Source organism: Candidatus Pelagibacter sp. PS_34, from assembly GCF_059417845.1.
On sequence record NZ_CM182068.1, the window covers coordinates 1,276,272 to 1,291,146 of the forward strand.

17 protein-coding genes and 1 pseudogene are annotated in these 14,875 nt (G+C 30.8%); 8 read left to right on the forward strand and 10 right to left on the reverse strand.

Translation table 11 applies throughout. The features are described from left to right. Positions 1 to 2: 2 nt before the first annotated feature. The gene (gene pnp / locus AC5SL3_RS06855; RefSeq protein WP_006997515.1) at positions 3 to 2,075 is read left to right on the forward strand and encodes a polyribonucleotide nucleotidyltransferase; all 2,073 of its coding nucleotides are present in this window, start codon (positions 3 to 5) and stop codon (positions 2,073 to 2,075) included. Between the two features lie 75 nt (positions 2,076 to 2,150). Here the strand turns inward: pnp and AC5SL3_RS06860 are convergent, their stop codons facing one another. From AC5SL3_RS06860 to fabA, 4 genes are all read right to left on the reverse strand, one after another. Continuing rightward, the gene (locus AC5SL3_RS06860; protein ID WP_271564422.1) at positions 2,151 to 2,543 is read right to left on the reverse strand and encodes a cupin domain-containing protein; all 393 of its coding nucleotides are present in this window, start codon (positions 2,541 to 2,543) and stop codon (positions 2,151 to 2,153) included. Between the two features lie 93 nt (positions 2,544 to 2,636). Then, positions 2,637 to 3,422, reverse strand: coding sequence for an enoyl-ACP reductase FabI (locus AC5SL3_RS06865; RefSeq protein WP_494578103.1), 786 nt, complete (start codon positions 3,420 to 3,422; stop codon positions 2,637 to 2,639). Next, positions 3,423 to 4,634: a beta-ketoacyl-ACP synthase I gene (gene fabB, locus AC5SL3_RS06870; protein WP_018413736.1), complete on the reverse strand. Its 1,212-nt coding sequence runs from the start codon at positions 4,632 to 4,634 to the stop codon at positions 3,423 to 3,425. Beyond that, positions 4,634 to 5,134 (reverse strand): bifunctional 3-hydroxydecanoyl-ACP dehydratase/trans-2-decenoyl-ACP isomerase, encoded by a 501-nt coding sequence (gene fabA / locus AC5SL3_RS06875; protein ID WP_011281681.1) that lies wholly within the window; start codon positions 5,132 to 5,134, stop codon positions 4,634 to 4,636. The genes fabB and fabA overlap by 1 nt, the downstream gene beginning before the upstream one ends. A 73-nt stretch (positions 5,135 to 5,207) precedes the next feature. On the opposite strand from fabA, the gene AC5SL3_RS06880 reads away from it, so the two are divergent. The 4 genes from AC5SL3_RS06880 (at position 5,208) to AC5SL3_RS06895 (ending at position 8,142) form a co-directional block, all read left to right on the forward strand. After that, complete coding sequence (locus tag AC5SL3_RS06880) at positions 5,208 to 5,636, forward strand: Fur family transcriptional regulator (protein WP_006997510.1); 429 nt, start codon at positions 5,208 to 5,210, stop codon at positions 5,634 to 5,636. 104 nt (positions 5,637 to 5,740) lie between these two features. After that, positions 5,741 to 6,157 carry a rubrerythrin family protein gene (locus tag AC5SL3_RS06885; RefSeq protein WP_006997509.1) on the forward strand — a complete coding sequence of 139 codons (417 nt, stop codon included), beginning with the start codon at positions 5,741 to 5,743 and terminating at the stop codon, positions 6,155 to 6,157. 57 nt (positions 6,158 to 6,214) lie between these two features. Continuing rightward, positions 6,215 to 7,546: a (Fe-S)-binding protein gene (locus AC5SL3_RS06890; RefSeq protein ID WP_271617268.1), complete on the forward strand. Its 1,332-nt coding sequence runs from the start codon at positions 6,215 to 6,217 to the stop codon at positions 7,544 to 7,546. Positions 7,547 to 7,548: 2 nt separating this feature from the next. Continuing rightward, positions 7,549 to 8,142 carry a DUF3501 family protein gene (locus AC5SL3_RS06895; RefSeq protein WP_006997507.1) on the forward strand — a complete coding sequence of 198 codons (594 nt, stop codon included), beginning with the start codon at positions 7,549 to 7,551 and terminating at the stop codon, positions 8,140 to 8,142. On the opposite strand, the gene AC5SL3_RS06900 is transcribed toward AC5SL3_RS06895, so the two are convergent. Genes AC5SL3_RS06900 through ubiE form a run of 6 tightly spaced genes read right to left on the reverse strand, consistent with a single transcriptional unit; the run spans position 8,135 to position 13,263 of the window. Continuing rightward, positions 8,135 to 8,584, reverse strand: a complete 450-nt coding sequence (locus AC5SL3_RS06900) for an SH3 domain-containing protein (protein ID WP_006997506.1) — start codon at positions 8,582 to 8,584, stop codon at positions 8,135 to 8,137. The genes AC5SL3_RS06895 and AC5SL3_RS06900 overlap by 8 nt on opposite strands. Continuing rightward, entirely contained in the window at positions 8,581 to 9,336 is a 756-nt protein-coding gene (locus tag AC5SL3_RS06905; RefSeq protein WP_494578106.1) for a HesA/MoeB/ThiF family protein, read from the reverse strand. The genes AC5SL3_RS06900 and AC5SL3_RS06905 overlap by 4 nt, the downstream gene beginning before the upstream one ends. Then, positions 9,333 to 9,770 (reverse strand): dUTP diphosphatase, encoded by a 438-nt coding sequence (gene dut, locus AC5SL3_RS06910; RefSeq protein ID WP_006997504.1) that lies wholly within the window; start codon positions 9,768 to 9,770, stop codon positions 9,333 to 9,335. The genes AC5SL3_RS06905 and dut overlap by 4 nt, the downstream gene beginning before the upstream one ends. 6 nt (positions 9,771 to 9,776) lie before the next feature. Then, the gene (coaBC, locus tag AC5SL3_RS06915; protein WP_494578107.1) at positions 9,777 to 10,982 is read right to left on the reverse strand and encodes a bifunctional phosphopantothenoylcysteine decarboxylase/phosphopantothenate--cysteine ligase CoaBC; all 1,206 of its coding nucleotides are present in this window, start codon (positions 10,980 to 10,982) and stop codon (positions 9,777 to 9,779) included. 8 nt (positions 10,983 to 10,990) lie between these two features. After that, a complete protein-coding gene (ubiB, locus tag AC5SL3_RS06920) occupies positions 10,991 to 12,559 on the reverse strand; it encodes a 2-polyprenylphenol 6-hydroxylase (protein ID WP_494578109.1) in 1,569 nt (522 codons plus the stop codon). After that, positions 12,559 to 13,263 (reverse strand): bifunctional demethylmenaquinone methyltransferase/2-methoxy-6-polyprenyl-1,4-benzoquinol methylase UbiE, encoded by a 705-nt coding sequence (gene ubiE, locus AC5SL3_RS06925; RefSeq protein WP_011281685.1) that lies wholly within the window; start codon positions 13,261 to 13,263, stop codon positions 12,559 to 12,561. The genes ubiB and ubiE overlap by 1 nt, the downstream gene beginning before the upstream one ends. Positions 13,264 to 13,298: 35 nt before the next feature. Here ubiE and AC5SL3_RS06930 point away from each other — a divergent pair. From AC5SL3_RS06930 to rpsT, 3 genes and pseudogenes are all read left to right on the forward strand, one after another. Beyond that, positions 13,299 to 13,484: pseudogene (locus AC5SL3_RS06930) on the forward strand (DNA-formamidopyrimidine glycosylase family protein); the annotation flags it as partial. A gap of 20 nt (positions 13,485 to 13,504) precedes the next feature. Then, positions 13,505 to 14,161, forward strand: coding sequence for a bifunctional DNA-formamidopyrimidine glycosylase/DNA-(apurinic or apyrimidinic site) lyase (gene mutM, locus AC5SL3_RS06935; protein ID WP_494578111.1), 657 nt, complete (start codon positions 13,505 to 13,507; stop codon positions 14,159 to 14,161). 50 nt (positions 14,162 to 14,211) lie between these two features. Beyond that, a complete protein-coding gene (rpsT, locus tag AC5SL3_RS06940) occupies positions 14,212 to 14,472 on the forward strand; it encodes a 30S ribosomal protein S20 (RefSeq protein ID WP_026362696.1) in 261 nt (86 codons plus the stop codon). The last annotated feature ends 403 nt before the right edge of the window (positions 14,473 to 14,875 follow it).

Consider the following 14,875-nt stretch of genomic DNA (forward strand, 5'->3'; position numbering starts at 1 on the left):
AGATGTTCAAAGTATACAAGAAGGAAATTGAAGTAGCAGGTAAGAAGATAAGTTTAGAAACAGGTAAAGTAGCAAGACAAGCAGACGGAGCAATCATTGCTTCATGTGGTGAAACAGTTATTTTAGCAACAGTAGTAGGAGCCAAAAAAGTAAATCCAGATATGGATTATTTTCCTCTGTCTGTAAATTACCAAGAAAAATATTATGCAGGTGGTAAAATTCCTGGTGGATATTTTAAAAGAGAAGCAAGACCAACTGAAAGTGAACAATTGATTTCAAGATTAATTGATAGACCCATCAGACCTTTGTTTCCAAGTGAATTCAAAAACGAAGTTCAGTTGTTACCAACTGTAATTTCATATGATAAAGACAACCAACCAGATATTTTAGCAATTACAGCTTCATCAGCTGCATTAGCCATTTCAGGAATGCCATTTATGGGACCTGTAGGTGCTTCAAGAGTTGGTTTAGTTGATGGAAAATACATATTAAACCCATCAAAAGCTGAGTTAGAAAACTCTACTTTAGATTTAGTTGTAGCTGGTACTAAAGATGCTGTGCTGATGGTTGAGTCAGAAACGTCAGGTTTAACAGAAGAAGTAATGTTAGATGCAGTTAAGTTTGGTCACGAAGGTTTTGTTCCAGTAATTGAAATGATCGAGGAACTTGCAAAAGAATGCAGGAAACCAGAATGGACTGTTGAGAAAAAAGATTTATCGGAAGTTAAGAAAAAACTTGAAGAAAACTTTACAGAAGATTTAACTAAAGCTTTTGCAACAATAGACAAACAAGAACGATCAAATCAAATTTCAGAAATTTCTGATAAAGCAAAACAACTTTTTGCAGAGGATGAAAATTATTCTGATTTTAACGTTAATGATGAATTAAAGAATCTTGAAAAGAAAATTGTTAGAACTGACATTCTTAAAAATAAAAAAAGAATTGATGGCAGAGGTTTAGCTGATGTAAGAGCTATTGAGTGTGAGGTTGGTGTTTTACCAAGAACTCACGGATCAGCTCTATTTACTAGAGGTGAAACACAAGCGATTGTAGTTACCACTTTAGGTACATCTGATGATGAACAAAGATTGGAAAGTTTAGATGGACAGCATAGAGAAAGATTTATGCTTCATTACAACTTCCCTCCTTTCTCAGTTGGTGAAACTGGAAGAATTGGAACTGGAAGACGTGAAGTTGGTCATGGAAAATTAGCATGGAGAGCAATTAACTCTTCATTACCTCCAAAGGAAGAGTTTCCATATACTTTCAGAATAGTGTCAGAAATTACAGAATCCAATGGTTCTTCATCAATGGCAAGTGTTTGTGGTGCATCTCTTGCACTTATGGATGCTGGAGTGCCAATTAAAGAGCCAGTTGCAGGTATTGCAATGGGGTTAATTAAAGAAGGCGATGACTTTAGTGTCTTGTCAGATATTTTAGGTGATGAAGATCACCTAGGAGATATGGATTTTAAGGTTGCCGGAACTAAAGATGGAATTACTTCGCTTCAAATGGATATTAAAATTACAGGTATCACATTTGAAATCATGGAGCAGGCCTTAAAACAAGCAAAAGAAGGAAGAATTCATATCTTAGGTGAAATGAACAAAGCTTTAAGTGAATCAAGAGCTGATGTTGGTGAACACACTCCAAAAATGGAACAAATTACTGTTGATAAAAAAGATATTGCAGCTGTAATTGGAAAAGGTGGAGCAACGATTAGAGAAATTGTTGAAAAATCAGGTGCTAAACTAGATGTGAACGATGAAGGTGTGGTAACTGTTGCTGCTCCGGACGAAGAGTCTAGAAACATTGCTATGCAAATGATCAAAGACATCACAGCAAAAGCTGAACTAAATAAAATTTACTCAGGTAAAGTAATGAAGATTATGGAGTTTGGAGCATTTGTAAATTTCTTAGGCAAACAAGATGGTCTTGTTCACATTTCAGAACTTGCTACTAAAAGAGTAGAAAAAGTTACTGATATTGTTAAAGAAGGTGATGAAGTAAAAGTTAAAGTGATTGGTTTCGATAGAGGTAAAGTTAAACTTTCTATGAAACAAGCTGCTGAATAATTTTTAAATTAAAATTCTAAACCCCTGGAATGAAAGTTCTGGGGGTTTTTTTTTATGGGGCTTTTATTAAAAACCTTACACACTCTTTTGTTTTGCTGGAAAGTATTCTACTTCTGAAAAACGATCTGTCGGAAAAATCCAATAAAACTCAAGGGTTTCTTTTCCATTATTTTTTAATGCATGTTCAGCATTTCCAGCTATATAAACTACATCGCCCTTTTTAATTGTCTCAAATTCACCTGATTTATTTAATATTCCTGTACCACTGGTAACTACATATATTTCCGCTGGTGAGTGATAATGAAGGGTTAAATCTCCACCAGGCGCTATTTCAGCAAAACCAAGGGATAAACCAGAACTACCATCAAAATCTGCATCAATTAAAAATTTCCACCTTACTCCAGGATACTTTTCAGTTGATGACCATTCTTGACTTAAAACAGAAGCAAGATTTTTTACAAAAATCATTCAAAATCTTAGCTTATGTCTTATTTTTTTTAAATATAAATTATTAAGTCTAAAAAATTCTTCCAAATTTTTTTAACTAAATTTAACTATATTTTAGGTAATATTTTTAGGATCTGGCATTCCAACCTTGTTATATCCAGCATCTACGTAATGAATTTCACCAGTAACACCATTTGCAAGGTCGCTTAATAGATATAATGCTGAATTTCCAACATCATGAATATCTACGTTTCTTTTAAGGAAAGAATGATCTTCATTCCACTTGTATAAGAATTTTGCATCTCCAATAGCAGAAGCTGCTAAAGTCTTAATGGGTCCAGCACTTATAGCATTCACTCTCATGCCTTTAGCACCTAAATCTCTTGCAAGGTACTTAACACTTGCCTCAAGAGCTGATTTACAAACACCCATTACGTTATAATTTGGAATAGCTTTAGTAGATTCGTAAGTTAAGGTTAACATGCTTCCACCTTCTTTCATTATTTTAGATGCTTCTTTTGCAACTTCTGTAAATGAAAAACATGAGATTAACATACTTCTTAAAAAGTTTTCTCTAGTAGTGTTTAAATACTCACCTGATAATTCTGATTTATCTGAAAACGCAACTGCGTGAACCACAAAATCTATTTGTCCCCATTCAGATTTAATATCTTCAAAAAGTTTTATTACTTCTTCTTTATTCTCAACATCACAACTAAATGTAGCTTTTGAATTTAATTTTTCTGCTAAAGGGATTACTCTTTTCTTTAATGCTTCACCAAGATAAGTGAATGCAAGTTCTGCTCCAGCTTCTGCAAGTTTCTGCGAAATACCCCAAGCGATAGACCTTTCATTGGCAACGCCCATGATTAATCCTCTTTTGCCTTTCATTAAACTCATTTAAACCTTTTCAAAAATTAAAGTTGCATTTGTTCCGCCAAAACCAAAGCTGTTAGACATAACAGAGTTTAATTTAACATCTGTTTCAGTTTTAGTAACGATTGGGAATTTTTTTGCTTCATCATCCATTTCAGTGATGTTAGCTGAAGCTGTGATAAAATTATTTTTCATCATGATTAAACTATAAATTGCCTCATGAACTGAAGCAGCACCTAGTGGGTGACCAGAAAGGGATTTAGTAGAACTTATTTTTGGTACCTCAGCACCAAATGCTTCTCCAACACCTCTAAGTTCTGTTATATCTCCAACAGGAGTTGAAGTTCCGTGAGTGTTTAAGTAGTCCATTTTATTCTTAGCAGTTGCTAAAGCCATTTTCATACATCTAACAGCACCTTCACCAGATGGGGCTACCATATCATACCCGTCAGAAGTCGCGCCATAGCCTGTTAATTCAGCATATATGTTTGCACCTCTTGCTTTTGCATGCTCGTATTCCTCAAGCACCAAAACTCCACCACCACCTGCTATTACAAAGCCATCTCTAGTCTTATCATAAGCTCTAGAAGCAGTTTCAGGCGCATCATTGTATTTAGAAGATAATGCAGTCATCGCATCAAACATTGCAGTCATTGCCCAGTGTAATTCTTCACTACCACCTGCAAACACAACGTCTTGTTTACCCATTTGAATTAATTCACTTGCATGACCGATACAGTGTCCGCTGGTTGCACACGCAGAACTCATCGTATAATTAACTCCTTTAATTTTAAAAGGTACAGCAAGAGTTGCTGAAGATGTACTAGCCATAGTTCTTGGAACAATAAATGGTCCCATTAACTTTGGAGTTTTGGCTCTAGTCTTATCAACTGATAAAACAACATTCTCTATTGAAGGACCCCCAGAACCCATAACTATTCCAGTTTTAAAATTACTTATATCCTTATCCTCTAATCCTGAATCCTTAATAGCTTCTTTCATTGCAATGTAATTATATGCAGATCCAGAGCCCATAAATCTGATAGTTTTTCTATCGACATGATCTTCAAGTTTAATATTTGGTTTGCCATGAATGTGGCTTCTTAAATTATGCTCTTTATATTCCTCGCAAAAAGATATTCCAGATTTTGAATTTAAAAGAGATTGATAAACTTCTTCTTGATTATTCCCCAAACAAGAAACAACTCCCAAACCTGTAACTACTACTCTTCTCATTATTTAAATAACCCCACTTTTAAACTTTCTGCTGAATATATTTTCTTGTCATCGGCAAATACTAAACCATTTGCCAAACCGACTGTTGTTCCACCTGGTGCCATAATTTTTTTCATATCAATTTCATATCTTACATTTTTAACATTTTGTAAAACTTCACCAGTGAATTTTACTGTACTCACGCCTAAAGCTCTCCCTTTGCCTGGATTGCCAAGCCAACCAAGATAAAAACCAACTAACTGCCACATAGCATCCAAGCCAAGACAACCTGGCATAACAGGGTCTCCTTTAAAGTGACAATCAAAAAACCAAAGGTCTTTTTTGATATCAAGCTCCGCTTTTAAAGAGCCTTTGCTAAAAGCACCATTGTCCTCGTTGATTTCTGTTATTCTATCAAACATGAGCATTGGTGGAAGCGGTAATTTTGCATTGCCTGGGCCAAAAAGTTCGCCATTTCCGCAGCTTATTAGCTCATCATATGTGAATGAGTTTTTTTTCATAAATTTCAGTCCCTTAATACTTGATTTATGATGATTATAATATAGAAATAGTTTAGAATTATTATAAACAACAATGAATAATATTAATATATACAAAGAAAAACTGAGAGAATCTGGCTTAAGACCAACTAGACAAAGGTTAAAAATCTGTGAAGTATTGTTTTCACCTGAAAAAACTTTTCATTTTACGATAAATGATTTGACCAAAATTATTGAAGAAAAGTTGAGTGAAAAAATTTCCCTAGCAACAGTTTATAATACAATTCATGCTTTTAAGAAAAAAGGATACTTAAAAGAAATTTCAATTAATAGTGATAAAAGTTATTTTGACACTAACGTAACTGAACACCATCACTTTTTTGACGAAGATACAAATGAGTTGATTGATTGTAGCAACGAAGAAATTGATTCAGTGAATATAAAAAGAAATATCACAGGAAAAAAAATAAAATCAGTAGAAGTATTGATTAAAGTTGCAACTGATAATCAAACTCAAAAATAATTCAATAATTTCAATAATTTAATAATTACATTAAAATAATTCTAAACTGTTGACTTACAGTTTAGAATGATTATATGTACACCATAATCATTAAGGAGAAAAATATGTCATTAAAAGGAAGTAAAACAGAAGAAAACTTAAAGGATGCATTTGCAGGTGAGAGCCAAGCAAACAGACGTTATTTATATTTTGCTCAAAAAGCAGATATCGAAGGCTATAACGATGTAGCATCTGTATTTAGATCTACAGCCGAAGGTGAAACAGGTCATGCACATGGACACCTTGAGTATCTTGAAGAAGTTGGAGATCCAGCAACGGGACTACCAATTGGTGAGACTAAAGCAAATTTAGCTTCAGCAGTACAAGGTGAAACTCATGAATATACAGACATGTACCCAGGTATGGCAAAAACAGCTAGAGAAGAAGGTTTTCCAGAAATAGCTGATTGGTTTGAAACTTTAGCAAAAGCTGAAAAATCACACGCAGGTAAATTCCAAAAAACATTAGAATCTATTGCGTAAATAAAACTTAATTTATGGTGGGGTTTTCCCCCACCATTAAATCCTAAAATTTTAAATATGAGTAAAGAAGGCAGTATAGACGCACCCATTAGACACCCAATCAATTTTGAGCATCCAGATTTTTTAGATCCTAAAAAATTAGATGACGAAATGAGAAGAGCATTCGATATCTGCCATGGATGTAGAAGATGTTTTAATTTATGTGACTCGTTTCCAAAATTATTTGACATGATAGATGAGTCAGAAAACGAGGATGTAGAAAGTTTAAAAAGTGAACAGTTTGAACCTGTAGTAGATGCTTGCACATTGTGTGATATGTGTTTTATGACCAAGTGTCCTTATGTACCGCCACATGATTTTGATTTAGACTTTCCTCACTTAATGTTGAGATACAGAACAGCTCAAAAAAAATTAAATAAATTACCTGCAGTACCGGCACAATTAGCTCGAATTGATAGAAATGCAAAAATTGGTGTAATGTTATCATCACTTATAAACTGGGCATCAAGCATTAAAAATACATTTTTTAGAAAAATATTAGAATTAGTTGCTGGAATTGATATGAGGGTTAAGCTTCCAACCTACAATTCAGAAACATTTACAAAATATTTTAAAAAAAATAATATTCCAGTAAACAGTGAAGCTCCATCTAAAGATAGAAAAGTTGTAATTTATTCAACATGCTTTGTTAATTTTAATAAAAAAGACACTGGTGTAGCTGCATTAAAAGTTTTAAAAAAAAATGGAGTAGAGGTTCAAGAGGCTTACCCAGGTTGTTGTGGAATGCCTTATCTCGAGCAAGCAGATTTACCAAAAGTTGTGGAGCAAGCTAAAAAAGTTTCCAAAGATTTATTAGAGTGGGTAGATAAGGGTTATCAAATTATTACTCTAACAGCCAGCTGTGGTCTAATGTTAAAATTTGAATGGCCATTGCTATTACCAAACGATGAAAATATTAAAAGACTTTCAAAAAGTGTTAGTGATATAGATGAGTATATCGTTGATATAGCACAAAACGAAGGCTTAGCAGAGGGCTTACAAGAAATTGATGGCGGGGTTACAGTTCACAACGCTTGTCATGCAAGAGCACAAAATATGGGTATTAAATCTAGAGATATGCTTAAATTCATTCCTAATATAAAAATGGATGTTGTTGAAAGATGTGCTGGTCACGGAGGAACTTTTGGTGTGATGAAGGAAACTCACGATCTAGCTATAAAAGTTGGAACACCAACAGCAAAACAAATTAAAAATAAAAATAATAAATACATGGCTTCAGATTGTCCTTTGGCAGGTAAGCATTTGAAACAATTAGAAACAGACACAAATATTTCAAATGATGAGGCACTTCATCCTATCGAATTAATGGCAAAAAGTTATAGATTGTAATTATGAGTAAAGAAAAAAGACTAATAGAAAAAGAAGACTTACTACCATCTGATGTTTACGCAAAAAGTAGAAAACAAATCAGAAAAGATTTAGTTGAGTTTAAAAAAGATAGAAGAATAGCACTTGGTCCTTATGCTACTTTTTATTTTGAAAGTTTTGAAACTATGGTTGCCCAAGTTCAAGAAATGCTTCACATCGAAAAAGGTGGAGATGAGCAATTAAAAGATGAATTAATAGCCTACAATCCCTTAGTACCAAGTGGAAAAGAACTTATAGCAACATTAATGTTTGAAATTGATAATCCAATTTCAAGAGCTAAATTTTTAGGTAAAGTTGGAGGTATCGAAGAAAAGGTATTTATGAAAATTAATAATGAAATTGTTAAAGCAGTTCCAGAAGCAGATGTTGACAGAACATCAGCAGAAGGAAAAGCTTCTTCAGTACAGTTTATCCATTTCAAATTAAATGATGATCAAATTTCTAAATTTAAATCAGATAGTGCAACTATTGAACTTGGGATTGATCATAAAGAGTATACTCACACAACAAAACTATCAGAAAATAGCATTAAATCGCTATGTGATGATTTTATCTAATAGAACCCCAGATATTTTCAGTTTTGACCCAGCCTGAATAATCTTCAGTTTTTACGTTACACCATATATTTTCACATTTTTTTAAGATTAATAGTCTTCCCTTTTCTAGTTTGGCTATTGGTTTTGAAAAGTTAGATGGTTTTTTATATAAAATTTTATCTTCTAAAATAATAATAGAATTTGATTTTTTAATCTGAGAAATGTGGATCCATCCACTATTATTTTTTAAATCTACAATTCTCCTAAAATTTTCTTTTTGATCTATTTGTTTTATCGGTAAATTTATTTTTTTATAAATATATTTGATTTTTGAATCAAAACTTGGTCCATATCGAACATTTACTTTACTTTTTTTTAAAGAAAGAAACTTTTCTTCTGCCATTGAAAATTGACCAAATAAAACTGATAGACACAAAAACCAGATAGCTATTTTTTTTATCATTTACAAAAACAGTTTTTTCTTTTTTTAAATTTAACTTTTCTAAAATTTAATTGTAATAAATCTAAGATAAAAATATATCCATCAAGACTTTTTCCAATACCAAGTATTTTCTTTAAAACTTCATTTGCTTGTATTGTTCCAATTATACCAGCAACAGTGCCAAGAATACCTTCTGACTCGCAATTTAATAAGTCATCTGAAATATCAGAGTCTTGAAAAAAACATCTTAAACATGGAATTTTTTTATTTTTAAAATTAAAAGTAAATATATGACCGTCAAATTTACTTATGGCTCCGGTTACAAGTATTTTTTTAAATTTATAACAAAAATCATTTAATAAAAATTTTGTTGAAAAATTATCAGAACCGTCAACTATATAATCATAATCTTTTATAATTTTCTTAAAGTTATTTTTATCAAGTCTTATTTTGTAAATTTTAATTTTAATACTTGGGTTTATTTTTTTAATTTTAACCCTTGCTACTTGAACTTTAAATTTTCCTATATCGCTGGTGTTATAAAGACTTTGTCTGTGCAGATTAGATAAACTAACTTTATCATCATCAACTATACCTATCGAACCAACCCCAGCTCTTGCAAGAAATTCTGCAACAGGAGATCCTAAACCACCCATTCCAACAATTAAAACTTTTGAAGATATAATTTTTTTTTGTCCAATAGTGCCAATATCTTTTAGTACTATTTGTCTTGAGTATCTTTCTATTGATGCTTTTTTTAATTGGCTATTCATTTACCTGTTGAGCCAAATCCACCGTCACCTCGCAATGTATCAGGTAAATTATCTGTTTCTTCAAACTCCATCTTAATTACAGGCATTAAGACCATTTGTGCTATTCTATCTTTATTGTTGATAAGGAAATCTTCTTTACCATGATTAAAAAGTATAACTTTAATTTCCCCTCTATAATCACTATCAATTGTCCCCGGAGTGTTTAAAACTGTAATACTTTTTTTAGCAGCCAAACCAGATCGAGGACGAATTTGAACTTCATAATCCTCTGAAAATGCCATTGAAAGCCCTGTAGGAACCAAATATGAGCTATTAGGTGCTATTCTAATAGGCTCCTCTATAAAAGCCATCAAATCCATACCTGAAGCACCATCTGTTTTGTAAGCAGGTAATTCTACTTTAGGATTTAATTTTTTGATTAATACTTTAGCCACTGAATTTTAATTTAATCGTTTTATAACTCTATCTACTATTTCATCAGAAATTTCAGATTTACTTTTTATTGTAAGCCTTTCATCATCCATATTTTTATCTTTATAATAAATCGAAACTTCATTAAAACTAGAGTCAAATCCAATTGCTTTATTGGAAACATCATTTGCAATTATCCAATCACAGTTTTTTTCATCTAATTTTTTTTTTGCATTTTCTTCTATATTATTAGTTTCTGCAGCAAATCCAATTACCAACTTTGGTCTAAGAGAATTATGTTTTGATACATAATTTAAAATATCAATATTTTTTTCTAGTTCTAGATTTAATTTTTCTTGCTTTTTAATTTTGCTATTACTTATTTCTTTAACTTTAAAGTCAGCAACAGCTGCTGAAAAAATTGCTACATCTGTTGGTAAATTATTTTGTGCAGCTTTAAACATTTCGTCTGCAGTTTCTACTTTAATTAAGTTTATATTGTTGCCTACTTCTAAATTTGTAGGTCCAGAAATTAAAGTGGTTTGAAATCCTTTTTTAGCAAATGCTTTTGCTAAAGCATAACCTTGTTTTCCAGAAGATTTATTTGTTATAAATCTTACAGGGTCAATATATTCATTAGTTGGTCCAGCCGTTACTAAGGCTTTTAATTTATAATTTTTACTTAATTCACTAAAGTATAAATTAATTTCTTGAACAATATTATCTGGTTCAGTCATTTTCCCTTCACCAAATTCTCCACAGGCCATATCTCCAATTTCAGGACCTATAATTTTATAACCAAATGATTTTAATTTTTTAAGGTTTTCTTTCGTCGATGGATGGTTCCACATTCTAACATTCATTGCTGGTGTTAAAAAAATATCTTTATCTGAAGCCAAAATTACAGTTGAAGCAAGATCATCTGAAGACCCTGTGCTTAATTTTGAGATTGTATTAGCGGTAGCTGGAGCTACAACAATTAAGTCTGCCCATCTAGATAGTGAAATATGATCCATTTCAGCCTCATTTTCAGGGCTAAATAAATCGTCATAAACTTTTTCTTGAGATAGTGAGGCAACGGACAAAGGAGTTACAAATTCTTTAGCACTTTTAGTAAGAATAGTTTTAACCTTTGCACCTAATTTTTTTAATGATCTGATTAATTCTAAACTTTTGTAAGCAGATATGCCACCACATATTATTAAAAGTATTTTTCTTTCAGATATATTATTCATTGTGAGAATTAAAATACTACTAGACCAAAAATTACAAGCAGTAATAAACCAACAATAGACTGATTTCTAAAGGCAGTCATTTCAGATCTCTTTTCATTTAAGGCTGTAAATGAATTTGAATTTTGGGGGATCTGTCCACTTGCTAAAAATGATAAAGCTTGATTGGCTTTATCCATAATCTCTGGAAAATCAGGCAATCTTTTAATTACCTCAGTAGTACTTTTTAAACTTTCATTTAAGGTATTAATTGGATCTTTTGTTTCTCTTAACCAACTTTCTAAAACTGGTTTTGAAGTTTCCCATATATTGGTATTAGGGTTAAGTTTTCTCGCAACACCCTCAACCACTACCATTGTTTTTTGTAACATTAATAATTGAGGTTGAGTTTGCATATTAAATTTTTCAGTAACTTCAAAAAGTTGTTTTAATAATTTTCCCCCAGAAATATCTTTTACAGATTGACCAAAAATTGGTTCACCAATTGATCTTAATGCTTGTGCTAAATCATTAACAGGCACATCTTTAGGAACTAGACCAGCAACCAAATGTACCTCAGCAACTTTTTTGTAGTCTCTTTGAATAAATCCAAATAAAATTTCAGCTAAAAATCTTTTGCTAAGATTGTCTAATCTTCCCATTATTCCAAAATCTATAGGAACAATTTGCCCATTATCGTCAATAAATATGTTTCCTTGATGCATATCAGCATGAAAAAAACCGTCTCTAACAGCATGTCTTAAAAAATGCTGAATTACATCAGAGGCTATTCTCTTAGTATCTATATTTCTTTTTTGTAAATTTTCTGTTTCACGAATAGAAACGCCTTCTACCCAATCAAGTGTCATGACATTTTCGCTTGTAAAATTCCAATAAATAGCAGGAACTCTAAAACCTGCATCATTCTTTGTATTTTCGGCATATTCATTTGCAGCTGCTGCTTCAAATCTTAAATCCATTTCTAAATTAGTTATTTCTTTAAGAAGAAAAACTACTTCTACCAATTTCAGCCTTTTTGTTTTTTTTATAAATGACTCAACCATAAAAGCAAAAAGCATCAAAGCATCTATCTCTTCATTAAATACTTTTTTTATATTTGGTCTTAAAATTTTAATAGCAACATCTTTTATGGTTCCATTGTCATTTATTTTTGCTTTATGAACCTGTGCTATTGAAGCTGCTGCAACTGGTTCACTTAAATCAATGATTGAATTGAAAGTATCATCTCCTAGGTCTTTTTTAATTATTGCCTTTGCTTCAGTTAAAGTAAAAGCGGGCAATCTATCTTGTAAGCCCTCTAACTGTTTTGCTAAATCATCTCCGATAATATCAGGTCTAGTAACCAAAAATTGTCCTAACTTAATAAATGTAGTTCCCATTGATTGTAGCGACTTAGAAAGTTTTGCTCCTTCATTTTCGTTTAAATTATTTTTATTAGGTGGAGAAAAAGAAAATGAAAGTATTTGGAAGAGAATCTTAATTGCTAATGGTGGTTTTTTAAATTTAGAAAGAATAGTTAATATATCAGAACGAGCTAATTTTCTTCCTAATTTAAATAAGATGAATATTTTTTTTAACATTAGATTTTCCAGCCTGAATGAATAGCTACAATTCCACCTGATAAGTTTCTATAACTGCAGTTAACAAATTTATTTTTATTCATTAAATCAATTAACTCTTCTTGATTAATAAACTCTTCAATACTTTTAACCAGATATTCATAAGGTTCTTTTTGTCCAACTATAGCTTTTCCAACTAAAGGAATAAGTTTTGAATAATTTTTATATATAAAGTCTAAATTAGAGTTTTGAATTTTAGAAAATTCTAAACATAAGTAACGACCTCCTGGTTTTAAAACTCTATAAGCTTCTGATAAAGCTTTATTTAGATCTTTAGTATTTCGTAGTCCAAAACTAATTGTATAATAATCACAAGAATTATCTTTAATAGGCAACTTTTCAGCTGGAGCAATTATCCAATTGATATTTTTATAAGTATTTAACTTTTCTTTGCCTTTACCAATCATCCCTTTATTTGGATCAACGCAAAATATTTCACCATTTTTATCAGTTGCATCTAAAAAAAGTTTACCAAGATCTCCAGTTCCGCAGGCGACATCAATTAAAGTTTTATTATTTGAAGGGTTCATCCAACTTAATAGATCTTTTTTCCAAATTCTATGAACACCCAATGACATAAAGTCATTCATTAAATCATATTTGTCATAGACATTATCAAAGACACTTTGGACAAGGCCCTTTTTGTTTTGGAGATATTGCTGCATATTAAATTTATTATTTATTGATAATATAGTCTCAAATGCCAGAATTACCAGAAGTAGAAATAGTCAAACAATCGCTATCTAAAAAATTAGAGCATAAAAAAATCAAAAAAATAATAATTACGAATAGAAATTTAAGGTTTAAAATTCCTTTAAAATTTGAAGAATTATTAAAAAATAAAATTATTAAAAAAGTAACTAGATTTTCAAAGTATTTGATCTTGAATTTTTCTGATCAATCTTTTTGTTTAATTCATTTAGGGATGTCTGGAACTGTTCATTTAATAAAAAAAAAAATATTAGTAAGTTTACTAATACTAGTTTTTATAATTCACCAAGCCTACCAAAAAAACATAATCATGTTGAAATTCATTTTAAAGGTTTAAGAGTTATATACAATGATCCTAGAAGATTTGGATTTTTTAAATTTATAGAAAACAAGAAGGAGCTTGAAAAAAGATTTAGTCATTTAGGACCTGAACCATTTTTTAAAAATTTTAACTTAGAATATTTAATTGGTTATTTCACAAATAAAAAAAAGGATATAAAAAGTTTCTTATTAGATCAAAAATTTGTATCAGGAATTGGAAATATTTATGCTAGTGAAATTTTATTTTTATGCAAAATTAATCCAATTACCTATGCATCAAAGTTAACCAAGCAAGATTGCAAAAAAATTATTACTTATTCAAAAAGTGTACTTAATAGGGCCGTTAAAAAAGGAGGGTCAAGTATTCGAGATTTTAAAAACATCACTGGAAAAAGTGGAAATTTCCAAAAAGAATTTAGGGTTTATCAAAGAGAAAATCTAAGCTGCTTAAGAACTAAATGTAATGGGAAAATTCAGAAAATAATTATATCTAATAGGTCAACATTCTTTTGTAATACATGCCAAAAATAGGGAATTATTCTATTGACCAGTATAAATTCTCAAGCTATACCACTGCGCTTATGGCAAACACAAAATCAGCAATTAAAAGAATTAGAAGAATTGCTACACAAACATTGGTTAATAAGGCTCGTAAGAGCAAGTACAGAAATGCTATAAAAAAAATGAACCTTCTTCTGGTAGAAAAGAAAAAAGATGAAGCTCTAAAATTCTTGCCAAAGTTGAACTCTGAGTTAATGAAAGTTGCAAAAACTGGAATTATAAAGAAAGCAAATGCTTCAAGAAACATTTCGAGAATAACAAAGAAAATTTCAGGCTTATAATAAATTTATACGACTATTTTAAATTTCAACTAATAATACTTACATCATATAAGAAATCAAATTTTTAGATTAACTATATATAGATTTAGTAAAACAATAAGAAACATAATTTATAAATCACACAATCATAGATTTTAAATTTGTAAAACTTAATCGTTCAATCAAACAACACTGTGGCAAAATAATTTTTAAGATTTAAAACAGACCACCTCTTGGTTGTAATATTATATCAGCTTAGAGAGAATATTCCCGTTTGAAATGAATCACCTATAGATTTAATTTATTTTTATTTTTACTAAATTATTTATTGCAAATATTAATTTTATTTATTTTTGCTTTTACAAAATTATTTATTGCAAAAAAATTATTTTGCTTCTAACTGACCTTATTCCTACAAATTTTT